This window comes from Algibacter sp. Ld11 (assembly GCF_045066735.1).
GTDB lineage: Bacteria > Bacteroidota > Bacteroidia > Flavobacteriales > Flavobacteriaceae > Algibacter.
In genome coordinates this window covers 72,696-95,821 of record NZ_JBISHH010000011.1, presented here as the reverse complement: position 1 = coordinate 95,821, position 23,126 = coordinate 72,696, and the positions used below count along the sequence as shown (strand labels likewise).

The 23,126-nt window shown below is 34.1% G+C and carries 22 protein-coding genes; 15 read left to right on the top strand and 7 right to left on the bottom strand.

Annotation, left to right across the window (positions count from 1 at the left end; translation table 11 throughout):
• Positions 1-548: 548 nt before the first annotated feature.
• Positions 549-2,246 (bottom strand): lysine--tRNA ligase, encoded by a 1,698-nt coding sequence (gene lysS, locus ACJJV4_RS05810; protein ID WP_405292520.1) that lies wholly within the window; start codon positions 2,244-2,246, stop codon positions 549-551.
• Between the two features lie 333 nt (positions 2,247-2,579).
• Here lysS and ACJJV4_RS05805 point away from each other — a divergent pair, with 333 nt between their 5' ends.
• On the top strand, positions 2,580-2,738 hold the full coding sequence (locus tag ACJJV4_RS05805) for a YqaE/Pmp3 family membrane protein (RefSeq protein WP_405292519.1): 159 nt from the start codon (positions 2,580-2,582) through the stop codon (positions 2,736-2,738).
• 82 nt (positions 2,739-2,820) lie between these two features.
• Here ACJJV4_RS05805 and ACJJV4_RS05800 read toward each other — a convergent pair whose 3' ends face one another.
• Positions 2,821-3,267, bottom strand: a complete 447-nt coding sequence (locus ACJJV4_RS05800) for a hypothetical protein (RefSeq protein ID WP_405292518.1) — start codon at positions 3,265-3,267, stop codon at positions 2,821-2,823.
• 367 nt (positions 3,268-3,634) lie between these two features.
• On the opposite strand from ACJJV4_RS05800, the gene ffh reads away from it, so the two are divergent.
• The 3 genes from ffh (at position 3,635) to ACJJV4_RS05785 (ending at position 6,243) form a co-directional block, all read left to right on the top strand.
• Positions 3,635-4,963 carry a signal recognition particle protein gene (gene ffh, locus ACJJV4_RS05795; protein ID WP_304406037.1) on the top strand — a complete coding sequence of 443 codons (1,329 nt, stop codon included), beginning with the start codon at positions 3,635-3,637 and terminating at the stop codon, positions 4,961-4,963.
• Positions 4,964-5,076: 113 nt separating this feature from the next.
• Positions 5,077-5,955 (top strand): bifunctional methylenetetrahydrofolate dehydrogenase/methenyltetrahydrofolate cyclohydrolase FolD, encoded by an 879-nt coding sequence (gene folD / locus ACJJV4_RS05790; protein WP_304405996.1) that lies wholly within the window; start codon positions 5,077-5,079, stop codon positions 5,953-5,955.
• Between the two features lie 33 nt (positions 5,956-5,988).
• Positions 5,989-6,243 carry a hypothetical protein gene (locus tag ACJJV4_RS05785; RefSeq protein ID WP_405292517.1) on the top strand — a complete coding sequence of 85 codons (255 nt, stop codon included), beginning with the start codon at positions 5,989-5,991 and terminating at the stop codon, positions 6,241-6,243.
• A 53-nt stretch (positions 6,244-6,296) separates the two neighbouring features.
• Here the strand turns inward: ACJJV4_RS05785 and rluF are convergent, their stop codons facing one another.
• From rluF to ACJJV4_RS05770, 3 genes are read right to left on the bottom strand one after another with little or no spacing between them, the layout of a single operon-like run.
• Entirely contained in the window at positions 6,297-7,052 is a 756-nt protein-coding gene (gene rluF, locus ACJJV4_RS05780; RefSeq protein ID WP_405292516.1) for a 23S rRNA pseudouridine(2604) synthase RluF, read from the bottom strand.
• Positions 7,053-7,070: 18 nt separating this feature from the next.
• Positions 7,071-7,898, bottom strand: a complete 828-nt coding sequence (locus ACJJV4_RS05775; RefSeq protein ID WP_405292515.1) for an alpha/beta fold hydrolase — start codon at positions 7,896-7,898, stop codon at positions 7,071-7,073.
• Between the two features lie 3 nt (positions 7,899-7,901).
• Complete coding sequence (locus ACJJV4_RS05770) at positions 7,902-8,270, bottom strand: cupin domain-containing protein (protein WP_405292514.1); 369 nt, start codon at positions 8,268-8,270, stop codon at positions 7,902-7,904.
• A gap of 74 nt (positions 8,271-8,344) precedes the next feature.
• Here ACJJV4_RS05770 and lipB point away from each other — a divergent pair, with 74 nt between their 5' ends.
• Together lipB and dnaG are read left to right on the top strand one after the other, a co-directional pair.
• Entirely contained in the window at positions 8,345-9,043 is a 699-nt protein-coding gene (gene lipB, locus ACJJV4_RS05765; protein WP_405292513.1) for a lipoyl(octanoyl) transferase LipB, read from the top strand.
• 53 nt (positions 9,044-9,096) lie between these two features.
• The gene (gene dnaG / locus ACJJV4_RS05760) at positions 9,097-11,121 is read left to right on the top strand and encodes a DNA primase (protein ID WP_405292512.1); all 2,025 of its coding nucleotides are present in this window, start codon (positions 9,097-9,099) and stop codon (positions 11,119-11,121) included.
• Here dnaG and ACJJV4_RS05755 read toward each other — a convergent pair.
• Complete coding sequence (locus tag ACJJV4_RS05755; protein WP_405292511.1) at positions 11,116-11,748, bottom strand: response regulator; 633 nt, start codon at positions 11,746-11,748, stop codon at positions 11,116-11,118. The genes dnaG and ACJJV4_RS05755 overlap by 6 nt on opposite strands.
• A gap of 99 nt (positions 11,749-11,847) precedes the next feature.
• Positions 11,848-12,636 carry an NAD(+) synthase gene (gene nadE, locus ACJJV4_RS05750; RefSeq protein ID WP_405292510.1) on the bottom strand — a complete coding sequence of 263 codons (789 nt, stop codon included), beginning with the start codon at positions 12,634-12,636 and terminating at the stop codon, positions 11,848-11,850.
• Between the two features lie 93 nt (positions 12,637-12,729).
• Here nadE and gldB point away from each other — a divergent pair, with 93 nt between their 5' ends.
• The 9 genes from gldB (at position 12,730) to ACJJV4_RS05705 (ending at position 23,126) form a co-directional block, all read left to right on the top strand.
• On the top strand, positions 12,730-13,701 hold the full coding sequence (gene gldB, locus ACJJV4_RS05745) for a gliding motility lipoprotein GldB (RefSeq protein WP_405292509.1): 972 nt from the start codon (positions 12,730-12,732) through the stop codon (positions 13,699-13,701).
• A complete protein-coding gene (gene gldC, locus ACJJV4_RS05740) occupies positions 13,694-14,026 on the top strand; it encodes a gliding motility protein GldC (RefSeq protein WP_405292508.1) in 333 nt (110 codons plus the stop codon). Before gldB ends, gldC begins: the two co-directional genes overlap by 8 nt.
• Before the next feature lie 211 nt (positions 14,027-14,237).
• A complete protein-coding gene (gene cdd, locus ACJJV4_RS05735) occupies positions 14,238-14,720 on the top strand; it encodes a cytidine deaminase (protein WP_405292507.1) in 483 nt (160 codons plus the stop codon).
• A gap of 166 nt (positions 14,721-14,886) precedes the next feature.
• On the top strand, positions 14,887-15,885 hold the full coding sequence (pdhA, locus tag ACJJV4_RS05730) for a pyruvate dehydrogenase (acetyl-transferring) E1 component subunit alpha (RefSeq protein ID WP_405292506.1): 999 nt from the start codon (positions 14,887-14,889) through the stop codon (positions 15,883-15,885).
• 3 nt (positions 15,886-15,888) lie between these two features.
• Positions 15,889-17,517 (top strand): 2-oxo acid dehydrogenase subunit E2, encoded by a 1,629-nt coding sequence (locus ACJJV4_RS05725; RefSeq protein WP_405292505.1) that lies wholly within the window; start codon positions 15,889-15,891, stop codon positions 17,515-17,517.
• Between the two features lie 84 nt (positions 17,518-17,601).
• Positions 17,602-18,531 carry a M28 family metallopeptidase gene (locus ACJJV4_RS05720; protein WP_405292504.1) on the top strand — a complete coding sequence of 310 codons (930 nt, stop codon included), beginning with the start codon at positions 17,602-17,604 and terminating at the stop codon, positions 18,529-18,531.
• On the top strand, positions 18,524-19,207 hold the full coding sequence (locus tag ACJJV4_RS05715; RefSeq protein ID WP_405292503.1) for an SDR family NAD(P)-dependent oxidoreductase: 684 nt from the start codon (positions 18,524-18,526) through the stop codon (positions 19,205-19,207). The genes ACJJV4_RS05720 and ACJJV4_RS05715 overlap by 8 nt, the downstream gene beginning before the upstream one ends.
• A 372-nt stretch (positions 19,208-19,579) precedes the next feature.
• Positions 19,580-22,210, top strand: coding sequence for a gliding motility-associated C-terminal domain-containing protein (locus ACJJV4_RS05710; RefSeq protein ID WP_405292502.1), 2,631 nt, complete (start codon positions 19,580-19,582; stop codon positions 22,208-22,210).
• A gap of 4 nt (positions 22,211-22,214) precedes the next feature.
• Entirely contained in the window at positions 22,215-23,126 is a 912-nt protein-coding gene (locus ACJJV4_RS05705; RefSeq protein WP_405292501.1) for a type IX secretion system membrane protein PorP/SprF, read from the top strand.

Sequence of the window (23,126 nt, the reverse complement as noted above, 5' to 3'; positions counted from 1 at the left end):
GTTATGGGCTTTTTTATTGCTTTAAAATCACATATCAACATCGTTGTCTTAAAAAATTAACAAATGGATTAGCGTTCTCTTAAAGAAAAGATAAATTTAAATGAAAGCATGTTAAACAAATCTAAACAAGTGTAAAGGTTTCAGATTTAGAGTGTTTCTTTGTATAGAGTTTAAGGAGTAGTTAACCTTAAGTTTTTTTCATAAAGTTGATTAGTTAATTTAGTTAGTTAAAAAGCCCGTAATTTTTATTAAAAATTACGGGCTTTTTTATGTTCAAGAAATAAGTTTGTAAAGACTGTTTTTCTTAAAAAATTAACAAACGCTTCGTTTTAATCTTAATGAAATTATAAAATTGATTGAAAGCATGTTAAACAAATCTAAACAAGTGTAAAGGTTTCAGATTTAGAGTGTTTCTTTGTATAGAATTTAAGAAGTAGTTAATCTTAAATTAATTTCATAAAAGTTGATAAGTTAGTTAGTTATTAAAAGGCCCGTAATTTGAATAAAAATTACGGGCCTTTTTTATGTTATAAACTTTCTTTTAGTTTCTAAAGAGCTTCTACAAAAAGTCCTTCATCGGTTTTGGAAACTTTAGCCAAGTTGTTTTTAGTTAAACCTTTAATGGTTTTGTCCCATTTTTTATTAGATAAGCCGCTTTGAGTTTTTAAAGCGTTCAAATCTATTTTTTCAACCTTTTCAATTAGTGCAAGTAGGGTTTTCTCATCTTCATTTAATTCAACCGAAGATGCTTTCTTTTCAGGGCGCATTTGCGGAAAGAATAGAACTTCTTGTATAGACTGGTTGTTTGTTAAAAACATAATTAAGCGGTCCATACCAATACCCATACCAGATGTTGGAGGCATACCATATTCAAGAGCGCGTAAAAAATCTTCATCTATAAACTCCGTAGCTTCATCGTCTCCCTTTTTTGCTAGTTTCAATTGGTGCTCAAAACGCTCACGTTGGTCAATAGGATCGTTTAATTCCGAATAGGCATTTGCAATTTCTTTACCACAAACCATTAACTCAAAACGTTCGGTAAGTTCTGGGTTATCTCTATGCTCTTTACAAAGCGGGCTCATTTCTTTTGGGTAATCTGTAATAAAGGTTGGTTGTATGTAGTTGCCTTCACATTTTTCACCAAAAATTTCATCAATTAGTTTTCCTTTACCCATAGTCTCATCCACCTCAATGTGCATACCTTTTGCGGCTGCTCTAATTTCATCTTCGGTTTTACCAGTAATATCAAACCCAGTAAAGTGTTTAATAGAATCGGCCATAGTAACACGAGCGTAAGGTGCTTTAAAATCTATTTTATGCTCACCAAAAGTAGCTTCGCTAGTTCCGTTTACGGCAATAGCACAATGCTCTAAAAGTCGCTCGCAGAAATCCATCATCCAGTTATAATCTTTGTATGATACGTAGATTTCCATGGCTGTGAATTCAGGATTATGCGTTCTATCCATACCTTCATTTCTAAAGTTTTTCGAGAATTCGTAAACCCCATCAAATCCACCAACAATAAGTCGTTTTAAATACAACTCGTTGGCAATTCGCATATACAAAGGAATATCTAAACTGTTGTGGTGTGTAATAAATGGGCGAGCCGCCGCACCACCCGGAATAGGTTGTAAAACCGGAGTTTCAACCTCAAAATATCCAGCATCGTTAAAAAACGAACGCATGGCATTAAATAATTTAGTACGCTTGACAAACACCTCTTTTACGTGTGGGTTTACCACTAAATCGGCATAGCGTTGGCGATAACGTAATTCAGGATCCGTAAAAGCATCAAATACTTTTCCGTCTTTTTCTTTTGGTAATGGTAGTGGTTTTAAAGCTTTACTTAATAAAGTAAAATCTTTAACACGAACAGTTTTTTCGCCAACCTTAGTTGTAAATAAATTACCTTCAATACCAACAAAATCACCTAAATCTAGTAATTTTTTAAAAACATCATTGTATTTGGTTTTGTCTTCACCTGCACAAATTTCGTCACGGTTAAAGTAAACCTGAATTCGTCCTTCACCATCTTGTAACTGCGCGAACGATGCTTTACCTTGTATATTTATTGCCATCAATCTACCAGCAACAACCACCTGTTTTTCCTCAATAAAATCCTGTTTTATCGATTTCGATGTGTGGGTCACAGGGTATAAATCCGCTGGATATGGGTTAATACCCATAGCGCGTAATTTTACTAATTTCTCTCTTCTTACAAGTTCTTGTTCTGATAATTGCGACATAGTCTAAATGCTCTAAAAATTTTAAAGGCACAAAGATAAACATTTGGCAGCCCATTTTCCATTATCAATTACCCATTTTTTTTTGGGCGCTACCACAAGGGTCGGGCTATGCGTTGCAAGTCCTCGCAGTGCCAATTACCATTGGCACTACTGTGGGCTTTTCACTGCTATCCCTAGCGCATAGATCATAACGAAGTTATTTGTAAAAGCAGCTGGTTATAGCGTTATTAAGTAAATTTAAGGTTTTAAGAATTGAAAAATTCGGTAATAACTGTAACAAAACAATCGATAAAACGTCAAATAATTAAAATCATCAATCAAAATCAAATCATTATGAGTTTCTGGAGAGTTTTACTTTCAATTATTTGTCCGCCCTTAGCCGTTTTAGATAAAGGCTGCGGATCAATAATTATCGTTTTTTTGCTATGGCTTTGTGGCTGGGTGCCAGGCGTAATTGCAGCATTAGTTATTTTAAATAATCCTAAAAGTTAAGTTTTAGTTTATTTATTAGAATAAAAAAAAGGCATAACAATTAATAATTGTTACGCCTTTTTTAATAAGATTAAAATATGTTTTATTTACAATAAGGTACTGTAAATATACCTTCAATAGTATTCTCAGAGCTGGAAACGGCTTTAATTTTCACAGTAATTTCAGTGTCAGTAAGCGATGTTACTTCAACAATACTATCTAAATAGTTTAGGGGAGCTTCTCCATCTTTATTGAAAACAACATTTATCCCTTCATAAACACCTACTTCAGGTGTAACGTAAGTAGATATTTCTAGGTCATAATCAAGAACAGAAGATTCACAGTCGGCGGCTATATTTGTTATGTTTACAGAAATATCTTCGCCAGAATCGAATGCTTTACCTCCTAAAGCTGTAAAATCATTTCCAAATACTTGTCCTTGTAATATTTGATTGGAAATGTTGTCTTCAGAATTGCTGTTGTCGTCACCTGAACAACTTATCATTAGAGAAATTAATAATGTTAATGAAATTTTAAAGTAGGTTTTCATAGGTTTTGTTTTTTGTGAACAGCAAGGTTAATTATAATATTTGATATAATAAAATTCTTTCATTTATTAAATAATCAGTTTTTCTAATCACCCCAAATTGATGGTTAGTCTTCTTTGCCTGTAATATTTCAGCTTATAAATTCTATTCTGTAGGTTTGGAATTTGTAGCTAATAGTTTGGTTTTTAGTTTGCTTCGTTCTTTTTGTTGCCTGAATTCTTGCGGAACAAAAACGGGTAAATTCATCGAAAAAAACAAAATATTTCATTATTTTTGCACTTCATTTTTAATAAGATAGCAAGCCGTTAACTCTTGGGTAGCCAACCATGGACTGTCAAGTGCGGATTGCCAACTCAATACTTAAAAACCATGTTCAATAATTTAAGCGATAAATTAGATAAAGCCTTACACGTATTAAAAGGTCACGGAAGCATAACCGAAGTAAACGTAGCCGAAACTTTAAAAGAAGTTCGTCGTGCACTTTTAGATGCCGATGTTAATTTTAAAATAGCTAAAGATTTTACCAACCGAGTAAAAGAAAAGGCTCTAGGGCAAGACGTTTTAACCACCCTGCAACCAGGGCAATTAATGGTTAAAATTGTAAAAGATGAGCTTACCGAACTTATGGGTGGCGATGTAGAAGGTATTAATTTATCTGGTACGCCAAGTATTATTTTAATGTCGGGTTTACAAGGGTCTGGTAAAACAACCTTTTCTGGTAAACTTGCAAATTATTTAAAAAACAAAAAAACAAAAAAACCTTTATTGGTAGCCTGTGATGTTTATCGTCCGGCGGCAATAGATCAGTTACATGTTGTTGGTGATCAAATTGGTGTAGAGGTTTTTAGTGATAGAGGTAATACCGATCCGGTAGCTATTTCGCAAGCCGGTATTGCTCACGCAAAAGCAAACGGACATAATGTGGTTATTATTGATACCGCGGGTCGTCTAGCTGTAGATGAGGCCATGATGACCGAGATATCAAACATCCATAAAGCTATCAATCCTCAAGAAACTTTGTTTGTTGTAGATTCTATGACGGGACAAGATGCTGTAAATACTGCAAAATCTTTCAACGATGTCTTAAACTTCGATGGTGTTATCCTTACTAAATTAGATGGTGATACACGAGGTGGAGCAGCAATTTCTATTAAGTCGGTAGTAAACAAACCAATTAAATTTATTGGTACTGGTGAGAAAATGGAAGCTATCGATGTGTTCTACCCATCACGTATGGCCGACCGTATTTTAGGTATGGGAGATGTGGTGTCTTTAGTAGAGCGTGCACAAGAGCAATTTGATGAGGTTGAAGCAAGAAAACTTCAAAAGAAAATTGCTAAGAATCAATTCGGTTTCGACGATTTCTTAAAGCAAATTCAGCAAATAAAGAAAATGGGAAACATGAAAGACCTTATGGGGATGATTCCAGGTGCTGGTAAAATGCTTAAAGATGTAGATATCGATGATGATGCTTTTAAAGGTATTGAAGCTATTATTCATTCTATGACGCCAAGCGAAAGAACAAATCCTGCTATTATTAACGCAAGTAGAAAAATAAGAATAGGTAAAGGTTCTGGTACTTCTGTACAACAAGTAAATCAACTTTTAAAGCAATTCAACCAGATGAGCAAAATGATGAAGATGATGCAAGGTGGTGGCGGAAAGAAGATGATGCAGATGATGCAGAATATGAAATAAGCCGACAGTAATTGAGTCAGCAGTAAGTAGTCAAAAAAATAAAAAATAGAGATTATATTTTAAGCATTTTTTCGAAAATATATTCGTGAATTTGTGATGAAAACAGATAAAAGATGACAATTTTAGACGGAAAAAAAGTAAGTAACGATATTAAAGATGAAATCGCCGAGCATGTTAGTGCTATGGTTGCTAAAGGAGAAAAAGTGCCACATCTTGCTGCTATTTTAGTTGGTACAGATGGTGCAAGTATGACCTACGTAAATGCAAAAGTAAAAGCTTGTGAGCGTATTGGTTTTAATTCTACTTTAATAGATTTACCAGATTATACTACTGAGGAAGAATTACTTCAAAAAATAAATCAATTAAATACCGATAGTGATATTGATGGTTTTATAGTGCAATTACCACTGCCAAAACACATCGATGAGCAAAAGGTATTAATGGCTGTAAATCCAGATAAAGATGTTGATGGTTTCCATCCAACAAACGTAGGGAAAATGGCTTTAGATTTACCTACCTTTTTACCTGCAACACCTTACGGTATTATGGAATTGCTAGAGCGTTATCAAATAGAAACTTCGGGTAAAAACGTGGTTGTTTTAGGTAGAAGTCATATTGTTGGTCGCCCAATGAGTATTTTAATGAGTCAGAAAAGAAAAGCTGGTGATGCTACGGTTACTGTAGTGCATAGTCGATCTAAAAACTTAAAAGAAATTACTTTAGAAGCTGATATTGTTGTTGCTGCTATTGGTATTTCTGAGTTTTTAACAGGAGATATGGTTAAGGAAGATGTTGTAATAATAGATGTTGGAATTACGCGTGTGCCAGATGCTACTAAAAAAGCAGGTTATAGATTAGCTGGAGATGTAGAGTTTGAAAGTGTAAGTAAAAAAGCAAGTTATATTACACCAGTACCTGGAGGTGTTGGCCCAATGACGATTGCGATGTTGCTGAAAAATACATTATTGGCTCGAGAAAGAAATATGCAATAAAAAACCGAATTTAAGCAATTAAGAAAAGAGATTATGCTAGATGCATTAGTATTAAAACGTTTAACAAAAACAGGAGTTATTGCTTATTTTGTTGGACAAGTAGTTTTATTCGCGATTTGGGGATTTTATGTTTTTGGAGTAAAAGATAGCTCGCTAGATGAAGGAGAAATGGCTTTTATTATTGGAATGGTTATTATTGCTTTAATTTGGGCAGGTGTTTGCTTAATGGTTTGGAAAAAGCCAAAGGAAACGGAAGACAGTTTGAATACTACAGAAACCAAAAGTTAACACATAGAAATAAAAAAATAAAAAGGCCTTAAGTTTAAACTTAAGGCCTTTTTTTATGGGTTTCGTCTTTTGTTGTCTTCATAATTTTTTGTAGAATCTTCCAAAAGCTTATTTAAATTAATAAATTCTTCTTTACTTAATTCGCGATATTCACCAATAGGCATATCGAGTTTAATATTCATAATTCGAACACGTTTTAACGACTCTACCTCGTAGTTTAAGTAATCGCACATACGACGAATTTGCCTATTTAAACCTTGTGTTAAAATAATTTTGAATGTATGAGAGTTTATTTTTTGAACCTCACATTTCTTGGTGGTTTTCTTTAATTCTTCTAATGGGATACCTCCTGCCATACGTTCAATAAACGTTTGAGAAATGGGCTTGTCTACCGTTACCACGTATTCTTTTTCGTGATTGTTACTCGCGCGTAAAATCTTGTTTACAATATCGCCATCATCGGTTAATAGAATTAAGCCTTCACTCGGCTTATCTAATCGTCCAATAGGAAAAATACGTTTTGGGTAATTTATAAAATCGATAATATTATCTTTTTCCACAGAAGTGTCTGTTGTACAAACAATACCGATAGGTTTATTGAATGCGAGATACACGAAAGAGGTTTTTGTGTTGGTTATTTCTTTGCCATCAACACAAACCACATCGTTTGGAGCTATTTTGGTACCCATTTCTGGTACGCTTCCATTAATAGTTACTCGTCCAGCATCGATTAATTTGTCGGCTTCTCTACGCGAGCAATATCCAACTTCACTCAAAAATTTATTAATACGTTTTAATTGTACTTCCATCTTGCAAAAATAGGTTAATTAAGTGTTTAAAAAGTCTAAAATATGGTCGTAAACAAGTTCTGATTTTAAACCATGTCCAAAACCTTTTGTAGAAACAAATTCAGCATTTGCATAGTTCTGTTTAAATTTTAGGCCATCCTTGTAGGGAATAATCCTGTCTTTTTTGTCGTGCACTATAAGTCCTTTCTCTTCGAAATTGCTAGTAAATTTTGCAGCATCGAAATATTCGGGCAAGTGATTAAAACGTTTTAATACATATTTTCCCATGGCTTTAGATGTTCGATTATTGTATCCCATCATATCTATATATCTAGAAAAAACACCTGTAAAATCTGCGGGAGCTCCCAAAAGCACAAGTTTTTTTACATGAGGTAATGGATAGTTGTAATTACCAAAAGCCGTAGCCATACCACCAACTGAATGACCTATAATTACAGAAGCATTGAATTTTTTCGCAACAGCATGTATGCATTCAGAATAAATTAAAGCGTTAAAAAGTTTTCCTCCAGAGCTTCCATGCGCAGGAGCATCTAAAGCAACGACATTGTAGTCTTTAGCTCTTAGGAGCTCTATTAAGTCTTTCCATCTGTAGGTGTTACTTTCCCAACCATGTGCCAATAAAACGGTGTCTTTTTTGCCGGTCCACTGGTAGGTTTTAATAGTAATGTCTTTACAGATAACTTCATCTTGGTTGGCGCCTTTTAAATAATTTGCTTGTTTTTCGTTTGTCTTACCTTTTTTAGGAGAAGAGAACAAAGTCATTGATAAATGTGCAGCGTATTTAGGAGCCAATAGGCCAATGCTATTTATACTGAAACCAACAATTTTTGGAATGTATTTTTTCATTTTTTAATCTTCTCGGTTTACTAAATCTATTGAAAATGCGGGTGTGCAAATAGCAATATATTCGCAAACTTCGGTAAACGGGTTAGAGTATTGAACACGGGTATTACGTTCAATTTTTATAGATTCACCAGCTTTTAGAACAACAGTTTCATTGTCTATTATAAATTGTTTTTTACCACTAATGATAAAAGTAAACTCATCAAATTCTGGTGTTTGAAAAGGCTCGCTCCAACCTGCAGGTGCTTTCATGTGTGCCATACTGATGTCTTTATTGCCATCGGTGATGTTTCCAAAATGTTCTTTAATAACTTTACCGTCCGTAGTTGGAACGATAAAAGGATTTGTTTGAATGGTGAATTTCTTTTTAGACATATATTAATTTTGCTTTCGTCTTAATACTATTTTAGATTAATCTATCTCCTTAAAATATTGTAATTTTGCAGCCTATGAATAAGCAAATTGAACTGCAGGATTTAGGCCATAAAGATTATAAAGATACTTGGGATTACCAAGAGGCTTTGTTTAAGGGTATTGTTGATGCAAAAATAAAGAATAGGAGAGAGGAAACCTCTTTAAAAACCAAAAACTATTTTTTGTTTGTTACACATCCCCACGTATATACTTTAGGTAAAAGTGGCGATTTGTCGAACTTACTTTTAAATGAAATTCAATTAGCTGAAAAAGGCGCGAGCTTTTATAAAATAAACCGTGGCGGAGATATTACGTATCACGGACCTGGGCAAATTGTTGGCTATCCCATTTTAGATTTGGAGAATTTTTTTACCGATATTCATAAATATTTACGGTTTTTAGAAGAAATGATTATTTTAACCCTAGCGGAATATGGTTTAAAAGCAGAACGAAGTCCTGGAGAAACAGGTGTTTGGCTTGATGTAGGAACACCTTTTGCTCGAAAAATATGCGCCATGGGCGTGCGAGCTAGTCGTTGGGTTACCATGCATGGATTTGCATTAAATGTAAATGCTAATTTGGGGTATTTTGATAATATTATACCATGTGGTATTCGCGGTAAAGCAGTGACATCACTTAATGTAGAGTTAGCTCAAAAAACAGTTGATGAGGTTGAGGTAAAAGAAAAATTACTAAAACATTTTAAAGCCCTTTTTGAAGCTGAATTCGCTTAAAAAGAATCGCTATTATTTGAATAATAAATTATTTTTACTTTAAAAAAATAAATTTGATATCACCAGCATCCATAGATTTAGTATTTGAAACCGCCCGAGTAGAGGAGGTTATCGGCGATTTTGTAAACTTAAAAAAAGCAGGAAGTAACTTTAAGGGATTGAGTCCTTTTAGTGATGAACGCTCGCCGAGTTTTGTGGTGTCTCCGGTGAAACAAATTTGGAAAGATTTCTCTACAGGAAAAGGTGGTACAGCAGTGTCTTTTTTAATGGAGCACGAGCATTTTACTTATCCAGAAGCGATAAAGTATTTAGCAAAAAAATATAATATTGAAATTGAAGAAACCGAACAATCTAACGAGCAAAAAGAGCAAGCTAACGAGCGTGAAAGTTTGTATTTAGTTAGTGAATTCGCAAATACATATTTTCAGAAAATTCTTCATAAAACAGACCAAGGAAAATCTATTGGTTTAAGTTACTTTAAAGAGCGTGGTTTTACAGAAGAAACTATTAAAAAATTCGATTTAGGGTATTCCCTAAACGAATGGCAAGGGTTTACCGATGAGGCTTTAAAGCAAGGTTATAATATTGATTACCTTGCAAAAACAGGACTAACTATAGTAAAGCAAGATAAGCGTTTCGATCGTTTTAAAGGGCGTGTTTTGTTTCCTATAAAAAGTATGAGTGGCCGTGTTTTAGGTTTTGGTGGGCGTATTTTGGTTCTCGATAAAAAGGCTGCTAAATACATGAATTCGCCAGAAAGCGATATTTACCACAAAAGTAAAGTGCTTTACGGTATTTATCATGCCAAGCAAAGTATAGCAAAAGAAGATAATTGTTATTTAGTAGAAGGATATACCGATGTTATTCAGTTTCATCAAAGAGGAATTACTAATGTTGTAGCATCTTCTGGTACCGCTTTAACGCCAGACCAAATTAGATTAATAAATAGGCTTACTAAAAATATTACAGTACTTTTTGATGGCGATGCGGCAGGTATGCGCGCATCCTTGCGTGGTATCGATTTAATTTTGGAACAAGGTATGAATGTTAAGGTTTGTACATTTCCAGAGGGCGAAGATCCCGATAGTTTTGCAAAGCAAAATACGCTAGAAGAGGTTAATACATATTTATCTGAAAATGCTAAAGATTTTATTCAATTTAAAGCCTCTATTTTATTCGAAGAGTCTAAAAACGATCCGATTAGAAAAGCAGATACCGTTAGAGATATTGTAAATAGTATTTCTAAAATTCCTGATCACATAAAGAAAGAAATTTACATTCAAGAGTGCGCGCGTATCATGGATATGAGTGAGTCTGTATTATTCAGTACGCTTGCCCAAATTGATAGTAAAACGGCTAAAGATAATAGTTCGAAACCAGCAACTAATAAGCAGAATTACAATATGGATCCGAATATGGATCCGAATCAAGACCCTAGAGAAGGACCGCCAGATAATTATCCGTTCGAGGTCATTACTAATAAAGAGCCGGTTAAAAAAGTAGACGTTCAGTATCTTTTAGAACGAAAAATTATTGAAGTATTATTACTTTATGGTAATGAAATTGAGGAGTTTGAAGATTTGGTTTTAAAAGAAAACGAAAAAGGAGATTTGGTTTTGGAGCCCGTTGTTCATGAGGCAAAAGTATTTGAAAAAGTATTTTTGGATTTGCAAGATGATGAAATGGAGTTTACAAATACACAATTTAAAGAGCTGTATTATACTATTATTGATAGATTAAATCAGGATACTAAGTTTGAGCTGAAAACCTTCATCAATACTGTAAGTACAGATATGTCTAGTGAAATTACAACCATATTAATGGATGATGATCGCTATGCTTTAGACGATTGGAATAGGATGAATATTTTTCCGAAGGAGAAGAAAATGAGTATAGCGCAACTAGTAAGTGAAACTATATTGAATTTACGTTGTTTTTTAATAGATCAAAAAGTAAAGGAATTTCAGCAAGAAACTCTTCAAAATAAAAAAGACTCGAATAGAAACATACTAGAAGAAGTAAGAGACTATTCGGGTCTTAAAATGTTGTTATCTCGAAAATTAAACCGCGTACTATAGGTGTTCTGCTAGTTTTGCTTGGTTAACTAAATCAATAAGGTTTGTTACTTTAAGCTTACGCATTAAACGCGCTTTATAAGTGCTTACTGTTTTTTCGTTAATGTCTAATTCTTTAGAGATTTCTTTGTTTTTTCTACCAATAGTTAAAAGCTTCAAAACTTCAGCCTCCCTAGTAGATAGTTTTTTGTAGAACGTTCCAGAGCCTTTGTTTACTCTGTTCCCAAACGCTAATTGTTGGGTTAGGTCATTACTTAAATAAATACCACCATCGTAAACTTTTAAAATAGCTTCGTTGATAGTAATCACATTTACAGATTTATGAATAAATCCAGAAGCTCCTGCTTTAATAGCATTTATTGCATAAACTTCTTCAGGTTCTCCGCTAAAAATAACGGTTTTAATGTCAGGGAAATCATTTTTTAAATAACGTAAAAGTGTTAATCCGTTGAGCTTAGGGAAATCAGCTTCGGTTAAAATAATGTCCACGTCGTTTTTTCGGATAAAGTCTAAAATGTCATTTCCGTCTTGTAGACTTCCAACAATTTCAATGTTTGGAGAGGCAGAAAAAAGCACCTCTAATCCTTTCCTTGTAATAGGATGGTTGTCTGCTATTAATAATTTTATCATAGTTTTTCGAGCTTTCATTGTAAAGGGTTGAGAGAATATACTACTTGAAAGAAAAAAGCTCGGGGCTAATGTATGAGTTTTTTACGTATTTTGCAAAAATCACATCAAATTATCAGGGATATCGCATATTGGTATAGGAATCATTTTGTGTTTATTGCTAGAATTGAATCTTTTGTAAATTTTAAAAACATCCAGTTCTCGACCTGAAAATTCAGTTTCGGTTTTTCCTGCTTCATCCATAGACATAGCCCATTCTAACTCAGGGTACGAGGCGCCAATTTGGTCTTCATCGCTTCTTGTATCTCCAAAAAGTCCGTCACTAGGAGCTGCTTTCATAATCGATTCAGGAACTTCTAAAAATTTGCCTATTTCATAAACTTGGGATTTTAGTAAATCTGCAATTGGGCTTAAATCTACACCACCATCGCCGTATTTGGTGTAAAACCCAACACCAAAATCTTCAACTTTGTTACCGGTTCCGGCAACTAACAGTTTATAAAGCCCTGCGTAGTAGTATAAGGTAGTCATACGTAATCGAGCTCTAGTATTGGCCAATGCCATATCTACTGTTGCCTTATCGCCGTCAGAAAATAATTCTGTTTTAAAAGACTCGAATACAGGTGTTAAATCTGTTCGTGTATCGCTAACATTACCAAAGCGTTTAGATAGTTGTGCAATATGCTCTTGTGCCCGTGTTACGTGGCTTTCGGCTTGGTGTATTGGCATTTCAATACATAAAACGTTTAAGCCTGTTTTTGCGCATAATGTAGATGCAACTGCCGAGTCTATTCCGCCAGAAACACCTATTACAAAACCGTTTACTCCAGCTTTTGTTGCATAATCTTTTAACCAATTTACAATGTAATCTACTACTTTTTCTGTTTGCATTTTAGAAGAGTTTTGATATAAGAATACTACCTTTGCCAACAAAAATAATGTAAACACTCAATTAATAAAAATTTAAATCGTTTAAGTTTTAGTATGAAACAACTGTTATTAATTTTTCTAATTACTATTTGTGTTTTTTCTTGTAAAAAGAAAAGCGATATGGAGTTGGTCTTGGAAAACAACAAGATAGACATTTCAGTAGAGCGCTTCGATCGATTTTTTGCAGAAACTAATCGGTATGAATTGCCTAAGTTGAAAAAAGCATATCCGTTTATGTTTCCAAAATCTATAGCAGATTCTATTTGGATGGATAAAGTGAACGATACGTTGCAACAAGAATTAAGTGGCGAGGTAGATAAAGTGTTTTCTAATTATAAAGAGATAGAAGAGGAGTTGGAAGATTTGTTGACTTATATTAACTATTATTTTCCTGAATTAAAAACACCGCGAGTTATAACAACTACTAGTAACGTAGATTATAGAAATCGCGTTATTGTTACAGATACTATTGTTCTATTAGCTCTAGATGCTTATTTAGGGAAAGATCATTATTTTTATCAAAGCATTCCAAAATATATTTCAAAAGATTTACGTAAAGAACAAATTGTTGTTGATGTTGCAGAAGAATATGCTAAGAAATATGTTTTTCAACCGGAAAGAAAAACGCTTTTGGATGAAATGATCTATTTCGGTAAAATTCTATATTTTAAAGACAAAGTAATTCCTTTTAAATTAGAAAATGAGCGTATAAGTTATACTCAAGAAGAGTTAAATTGGGTTGATAATAATGAGAGTTCGGTATGGCAATACTTTGTAGAACGGGAATTATTATACAGCACAAATTCTAAGTTACCCAATCGGTTTATAAATCCAGCACCATTTTCTAAATTTTATTTAGAAGGTATAGATGACGAATCGCCAGGAAAAATAGGGCAATACATGGGGTGGCAAATTGTAAAAGCTTATATGGAGAGTAATGATACCGCTTTTAAAGATATGTTAATCATGAATGCTGAAGAACTCTTTAATAAATCAAAATTTAAACCAAAAAAAAGTAATGGCTAATATAAAATCTAAGATTGAATTAAATGTGGAGTTAGATGAAAATCGAGTTCCAGAAAAATTAAATTGGACGGCCCAAGATGGCGGTATTTCTAATGCTGAGGCTAAAGCCATGATGCTATCTGTTTGGGATTCTAAAACACAAGAAAGTTTACGTATAGATTTATGGACTAAGGATATGCCCGTAGACGAGATGAAAGTCTTTTTTCATCAAACCCTTGTAGCAATGAGTAACACATTTAACCGTGCCACACAAGACGAAAAAATGACGGCAACCATGAAAGATTTCTGTGATTATTTTGCTGAGAAATTGGAGATTAAAAAATAATTTTTCAAGCATATTTCTAGTTTTATTATTTCTTTTTACATCCCTTTATATCGATGTGAAAAGAAAAAAAATGAAGGCTTTGGTTGTAGATATCAACTTTTAGCTTACATTGTTGCGTTCAAAACTTTAGATTTTTCAATAATTGAGATGAAATGTAAAACAACTTTTTAAAGCTTCTTAAATTGAAAAACCGGTTATACTAAAAAAATATATGAAAGAAGTAAAGATAGAATCCACCTTATACGTTTATGATGATTTAAATGAAACACCTGATGATGTTGTTTCATTAATGGCGAAAGCTATAGAAGCTCGGGATAAAGCCTATGCGCCATATTCTAAATTTCATGTGGGCACTGCCATACTTTTGGATAACAATGAAATCATTACGGGTAGTAATCAAGAAAACGCATCATATCCGTCTGGTTTGTGTGCAGAACGTACTGCTATATATTATGCAGGAGCTAAGTATCCAGACGCAAAAATTTTACGCATGGCTATTACTGCTGGTTCAAAAATAAAAACAACTTTAGCACCTATTCCTCCATGTGGTGCTTGCCGACAGTCTATAGCTGAATATGAGGTGAAACAAGATAGCCCAATCGAAATTTATTTTATGGGTGAAACAGGCAAAGTCGCTAAATCAAATTCTTTAGCTAATTTATTGCCTCTAGGTTTTGATAAATCAGCGCTTTAGATTTTTAAAAAATCAGTATTCATTCAAATTATTTGAAGATAATTTAAAGGCGTTCTTAAATTAAGTTTTTTTAATATTTTTTTCACTTTAAGTGCATTGGGTTTTTACAATTACTTGCAATGTGTTACTTTTGTCTTTCGCGAAATAAAAACATTAACACTAGTCGATGCAAAAAATCACAAAAGAGGTTTACCTCAAATGGTATGAAGACATGTTATTCTGGAGAAAGTTTGAAGACAAGCTAGCTGCCGTTTACATTCAACAAAAAGTAAGAGGATTTCTTCATTTATACAATGGTCAAGAAGCTGTTTTAGCAGGTGCTTTGCACGCTATGGATTTGACTAAGGATAAAATGATAACCGCTTACCGTAATCACGTTCAACCTATTGGTATGGGAGTAGATCCTAAACGTGTAATGGCAGAATTGTTTGGTAAAGTAACAGGGACATCTCAGGGTATGGGAGGTTCTATGCATATTTTTTCTAAAGAATTTCGTTTTTATGGTGGTCACGGAATCGTTGGTGGTCAAATTCCGTTAGGAGCAGGTATTGCATTTGGCGATAAGTATCACGGTAGCGATGCCGTAACTTTATGTTGCTTTGGTGATGGTGCTGCACGACAAGGTTCGCTTCATGAGGCATTCAACTTGGCAATGCTTTGGAAGTTACCAGTAATATTTGTTTGTGAAAACAACGGTTATGCTATGGGAACTTCAGTAGAAAGAACGGCAAACCATACTGATATCTGGAAATTAGGTTTAGGTTATGATATGCCTTGCGGACCTGTAGATGGTATGAACCCAATTAAAGTTGCAGAAGCTTTTGATGAAGCTATTCAAAGAGGTCGTCGTGGTGATGGTCCAACTTTCTTAGAGTTGAAAACTTACCGTTACAGAGGGCACTCAATGAGTGATGCGCAGCATTATAGAACAAAAGACGAAGTAAAGGAGTACAAGAAAATAGATCCAATTACGCAGGTAAAAGATGTTATTCTTGAAAACAAATATGCTACGGAAGACGATATTAAAATAATCGATAAGCGTGTTAAAGATCGTGTTGCAGAATGTGAAAAATTTGCAGACGAATCTCCATACCCAGAAAAGCAACAGCTTTACGATATGGTATACGAACAAGAAGATTATCCATTTATACAACACAAAATATAAGCTATGGCAATAGTAGTAAATATGCCTCGTTTAAGCGATACCATGGAAGAAGGTACCGTTGCAGCTTGGTTGAAAAAAGTAGGAGATAAAATTGAAGAAGGCGATATTTTGGCCGAAATTGAAACTGATAAAGCCACAATGGAGTTTGAGTCTTTCAATGAAGGTACTTTGCTTCATATTGGTGTTCAAGAAGGTGAAACTACTAAAGTAGATGAGCTTTTAGCTATTATTGGTGACGAAGGTGAAGATATCTCAGCGCTTTTAAACGGTGGTGGTGCTTCTACGGAAGCGACAACTGAAGAAAAAACTGAAGAAGCAACAGCTCCTGTAGCTGAAGAGCCTTCGGAAGAAACAACTGCATCTGCTGAATTGCCAGAAGGTGTTATTGTTGTAACTATGCCACGTTTAAGTGATACCATGGAAGAAGGTACCGTTGCAACTTGGTTGAAAAAAGTAGGTGATAATGTTGACGAAGGTGAAATTTTAGCTGAAATTGAAACGGATAAAGCAACCATGGAATTTGAATCATTCCAGTCAGGTACTTTATTATACATTGGTTTACAAGAAGGTGATTCTGCAAAAGTAGATGAACTTTTAGCAATTATAGGCCCTGCAGGAACAGATGTTTCTGGTGTGGCTTCTAGTTTCTCTACATCAGTGGCTCCTGCCAAAGAAGCTCCGAAAGCTGAAACTAAAAAAGAAGCACCAAAAGCAACTCCAGCAGCAGCCACAGCTCCTAAAAAAGCAAGTGCACCAGCTCCAACGCCTGTTACGGCAGACGGACGTGTACATGTGTCTCCATTAGCAAAAAAGCTAGCTGAAGATAAAGGAATTAACTTAACGAAAATACAAGGTTCTGGTGAAAATGGACGTATTGTTAAGCGCGATATTGAAAATTATGAACCTGCATCAGGAGCAGCATCGGCTGGTAAGTTTGTGCCTTCCGGTCAAGAAGATTTTGATGAGGTTGATAACTCGCAAATGCGTAAAGCAATTGCTAAAGCGTTAACAAACTCTAAGTTTTCTGCACCACATTACTATTTAAGTGTGGAGTTTGATATGGAAAACGCAATGTCTTTCCGTACGCAATTTAACTCTATTCCTGATACTAAAATATCATATAATGATATTGTTGTTAAAGCTTGTGCTTTAGCTTTAAAGCAACATCCACAAGTAAACTCACAGTGGTTTGCAGATAAAATGCGTTTAAATAATCATGTGCATATTGGTGTTGCAGTAGCAGTTCCAGATGGTTTGGTTGTACCAGTAGTTAAATTTGCAAACGAGCAATCGTTACCACAAATTGGTAGTGCGGTTAGAGAACTTGCAGGTAAAGCTAAAAACAAAAAATTAACTCCAGATGAAATGCAAGGTAGTACATTTACTGTATCTAACTTAGGTATGTTTGGTATCGATACATTTACCTCGATTATAAATCAGCCTAATTCTGCAATTCTTTCTGTTGGAAATATAGTTGAAAAGCCAGTGGTTAAAAACGGACAAATTGTTGTTGGACATACCATGAAGTTATCATTAGCATGCGACCATAGAACGGTTGATGGTGCTACAGGTGCTTTATTCCTTCAAACATTAAAAGGATATATTGAAAATCCGGTAACTATGTTAGTGTAACCAGATTTTTAAAAATCTAAATATAAAGACCTGTTTCATATTTTTGAAGCAGGTTTTTTTTATCTTTAATTTTTAAATCTAAATATGAAAAATATATTAAGTCTTAGTTTAGTAATGTTTGTTTTTAGCTGTGCTGCTCAAAATAAAATAGAAGAAAAATCTATTAAAACGAGTTTAGAGTATTTAGCATCTGATGCTTTGGAAGGACGAAGTACAGGAAGTGTTGGTATAGAAAAAGCCGCAGTTTTTATAGAGAGTTTCTTTGTTGAGAATAATATAAAACCTTATTTTGAAACTTATAGAGATACTTTTAAAGTAAAAGATATTACAGGCTATAATGTGGTAGGTTATATTGAAGGGAATGATTCTAGTTTAAAAGATGAATTCGTGATTTTAGGTGCGCATTACGATCATATTGGTACAGCAAAAGAAGTTAATGGCGATGTTATTGCAAACGGTGCTAACGATGATGCTTCGGGTACAGTGGCTGTTATGGAATGGGCAAAATATTTTTCTGAAACTAAAACTAATAAACGTAGTGTTTTGTTTACGCTTTATGCTGCAGAAGAAATGGGTTTAAAAGGTTCTGGACATTTAGCTGAGCGTTTAAAAAACGATAGTTTAAATGTGTACACCATGATTAATTTCGAGATGATTGGAGTCCCGAGAGCAGAAGGAGAAACTATGGCTTATGTTACTGGCTATAAAGAATCGAATATGGCGGAGAGGTTAAATAGTTATGCCGACGCTGAAATTATAGGGTTCCTGCCAAAGGCAAAAGAATTTAATTTGTTTAAACGTTCAGATAATTATCCATTCTACCAATCTTTTCAAATTCCGGCGCAAGCCATTTCAACCTTCGATTTTACAAATTTTGATTATTATCATCATGTGGACGATGAAACTGAAAATATGGATTTTATGCACATGACGAATTTTATAAATAAAATGATTCCTGCTCTAGAGGGTATGATAAACGCTTCAACTAAAGAAATAAAACTTACCAATGAGTAAAAATATAATTATTACAGGAACAAGTAGAGGTATTGGTTTTGAGTTGGTACAGCTTTTTGCAAACGAAGGGCATAATGTATTGGCGCTTTCGCGGAATGAAAAGCCTATTAGTAATTTAAATTTAAAGAACGTTACTTCCTTTTCTTTCGATTTAAACAATGAAAAGGCTTATGAGAAAGTTGAAACTTTTATTTCCCAAAATTGGAAACAAGTTGATGTTTTAATCAATAACGCTGGCGCTTTACTAAATAAGCCATTTTCAGAAATAACAATGGCAGATTTTGAAGCGGTTTATAAAACAAATGTTTTTGGTGTTGCCGAAATAACTAGAAAAGTACTTCCGTTTATGCTAGCTTCAAGCCACGTGGTTACTATTAGCTCTATGGGAGGTGTGCAAGGTAGTATGAAGTTTCCTGGCTTAGCGGCTTATAGTTCTAGTAAAGCCGCTGTAATTACGCTTACAGAGCTGTTAGCAGAAGAATATAAAGAATCTGGTATTGCTTTTAATGTATTGGCTTTAGGAGCTGTACAAACCGAAATGCTGGAAGAAGCTTTTCCTGGCTATAAAGCACCAACTACAGCTTTAGAAATGGCTCAGTATATTTTCGATTTCTCACTTAACGGAAATAAATATTATAACGGTAAAATGTTACAAGTTTCTAATTCTACGCCTTAAGATTTAGATAGTATTAGAAAGTATTTATGTTATTCTGTCAATTCAAGTTTTTTAATAAATCAATGGCTAATTCATTTTGTGTGTGATTAGTTGGTGCTGTTTGTCGGTTTTTTCTTTTTATTATTGTGTTTTTTATTAATTTAATCGATGAAATACATAAAAATCAGTTGTTTGGTGTTTTTTCTTCTCGTTTTTTAGTTAGCGATTTTTATTTTTTCCACCTTTGCTCGCACACGGTAATTAATACGGTGTCTAGAATCTAAATTATCTCAATTGAAAAAAGCCTTCTTTTTGACTTTTGCACTTCTAATAACTTGTTTTGCAAAAGTATATGCACAATGCGATGAAATAGTGACTTATAATGTTTGTGACATGACAACCATTGATAAGAACGCTGATGGAACGCCTGACGGAATAATTAATTTGTACGATGTGTACAATAGTATTCCTGGAGCTCAAGCTCCAATAGATTTAACGTCGGGGTCGTGGTTTGATCCTAATTATAATTTTTCTGTAGATTCTTCTACCGGTGATTTGTATTTATGGGATCTAAAGGATGCATCGGTTAATATCGATTCTTATCAGTTTCAATTAATTGATGCATCGAGTACTTGTCCCAATGGGATTATAACAAAACTAAATATTGTTTTAGGACCTTTTGAAGGTAAACCTCTACCTCCTACTGGAGTTAATGACGCTAATGTCACAGTTTGTCAAGCAGTTTTATCTAGTTTCGATTTGTTTCAGGTTTTTGAGTCTCAACCCTCTCCTCATAAAAATGGGGTATGGGAGTTTGTTGGAAATATGGGAGATTCTGATAATTTTAAAAGTTTAAGTGCCGAAGGTAAGTTTAATGCAGAAATTCCTTATGTACCGTATGGTGATTTGGTGGAGTTTGATGTTTTCGAATTTACTTATACCGTTTATGGAGTTACTCCATGCGCTTCAGAAAAAGTATCACATTTTAAAGTCGAGGTTATTCGTGATGTACTATCGGGAGAGCCCTCTACATATGATATTTGCGAAACTGATATATTGTCTGGATTATGGGATGCTGATATTGACTTAACAAACGATGCCTTTTTAATTGGTGAAGATGCAGAGGGAACATGGAGTGCCGTTTTAGACCCTACCAACCAGATTGATAATCCTATAGATTCTACAATAAATATTAGACAAGTTTATGATTATTTAAAAAACACCGAACCTAATTTTGGATGTAAAGAGTTTATTTATAAATATTCGGTAGAAGCTAGATCATCTTTAAGTGATTGCCCAAGTAAAGAGTCTGAAATCGTTTTTAGAATTTACGAGCCCATAAAACCTTTTTATCAAATAGAACCTTTAGAAGTTTGTTTAGATGACAATAAACCAACAAGTATCAATTTATACAACGAGTTAACCTTCACAACAGAAAATGGAGTTTTTTATGATTATCCTGAAATTCTAGGTTGTAACACATGGAGTTTTGTTTCTGGTCCATCGGATATTAGAAGAGATGTGGACTCAGGATATATTGATTTAGCAACACTTACTCAAGCCGACGCTGGCACATATGTTTTTAGATATTATGTTTCTGGTTTATGTAATAATTGCGGTAGTAGTGGGAGTTCGCCATGTGATCCGAAATTTACAAATGTTACAGTGGTTTTATTGCCTAATAATTATGCAGGGGAAGATACTGTTGAGTTAGAGTTTTGTGAAACCGATGTGTTAATTGCAAATCCGTTAAATCTATTTTCTTTATTAGGTACAAATGGTATTGATGACCCCATTTATGAAGGACCTCTAGGAACATGGACTGATAATATTTCGGGAGAGACCTTAACAAACCCAACAACTTATGAGCTACCAGAAATTAATGATAATCAATTTTTCGATTTTACGTATTCAACTTTAACTGATAAAGGTTGTACTAATTCAGCTAATTTATCATTTACAGTTTATGAAGAGTTTAGCGCCGGACTGGATACGCTTCTTGATGTTTGTGATAATAATGGTGTTGTTAATTTGTTTACTGAATTAGGCGGAAATCCAAACCGTACAGGAACTTGGACAGGCCCAAACGGATATACAACTACAGATTATAATGCTGATTTTGATCCTGGTACTTCAGAAGAAGGTATTTATACATATACCGTTCCAGATCATGTTACACCATCGGGAAGTACCATGTGTTCCGGAAGTGAGGCAACCGTTACAGTAACTGTTTATACAAGCCCAAGTGCTGGAGGAGATGTTGCTTATAATGTATGTCGATCTGATTTAGAAATTGATTTAGTAAATTATCTAGATGATACAGCTAATAGTGGAGGTGTTTTTATTGATATGGATAACACAGGTGTTTTAGCCGGAAACTTATTAGATGTTTCTCAATTAGACTCTGGGATTTATAATTTTAGATACGAAATTCAAGGGCATGTTTCCTGTCGTTTAGCTGTAGCCTTTATAGAACTAACTATTGAGGAGGTTGATGTGCCAACAACGTTTAATCAAACATTTTGTGCTGTAGATGGAGAAACTGTAAGCAGTTTGGTAGCTGATAATGGTTATGATTTTAATTGGTATGATACGGAAATAGATACCGCACCATTGCCTTTGGGAACCGTTTTAGTAAATGGTGAAGATTATTTTGTTGCTGCTGTGGATGAAAACGGTTGTGAATCAGAAAAAGTTTCCATGGTGGTTACTATTCTTCCATTTGGTAATGACAATTGTGAGAGCTGTATCAAAGATGGGATTTCGGTTAATGGAGACAATATGAATGATGAGTTTAGTTTATGTAACCTCCCGGAAACCTATCCAAATTTCGAATTAAATATTCATAATAGATATGGTGTTACTGTTTATAAAGGCACCGAGAGTACGCCGCTTTTTAATGGTAAGTCTAACGTCTCTGGAGTACTAGGTAAGCAATTGTCTTCGGGGGTATATTTTTATGTTTTTGATCCAAAAGATGGAGCAACCAAACCTTTCCAGGGTAATTTTTATTTAAGTAGATAAGTTGATGAAGATAAAATTATTTATATTATTTATAGTCTGTAACTTGGCTGGCTTTGCTCAGCAAGAACCTCAGTACACACAGTATATGTATAATATGAGCATGATAAACCCTGCTTATATGATAGATGAACCGAGCCTTATTGAGGTTGGAGCTTTGTATCGAACACAATGGGTTGGCATTGATGGTGCGCCCAAAACGGCAAATATTTTTGCTAATATTCCATTGAATGAAAAAATAGAATTAAGTGTAAATTATTTAAACGATAATATTGGTGGAAATGTAAATACAAGTGAAAATGTATTTAACATCGATGCGGCTTATAAAATTAATTTGAATAAGGAATTAAATTTATCATTTGGGCTAAAGGCCGGATTCGATCATTTAAATTTTAGTGCTATAGGTAGTAATGTATCCAATGATCCTTCTTTCGGCAACACCAATAAAACAGTTTTAAATATCGGTGCCGGAGCATTTTTGTTTCATAAAAATTTTTATGTAGGGTTATCATCTCCTAACTTAATTCCTGCCGATTTAAGTATTAATGAAGATGTGATATACAATAACAGCATTCATGGGTTTTTAATTGCAGGCTATATTTATGAGTTAAATAGTTTGTTTAAAATTAAACCATCAACCGTAGTGAAGATTGTTGGAGGCGCTCCTTTATCATTCGATATTTCTGCAAATATGTTGTATGATAATAAATTTGAGTTAGGTGTTTCTTATCGTTATCAAGATGCTATTTCTGGTTTAGCTGTTTTTAATATAACATCAGATTTACGCATTGGTTATGCGCACGATTTTAATACAAGCCAACTAAAGAGTTACAATAATGGCAGTCACGAATTTGTGTTGCTTTATAGGTTCGATGTGTTAGGGTTAAGTAAAAAATATTCATCTCCAAGATTCTACTAA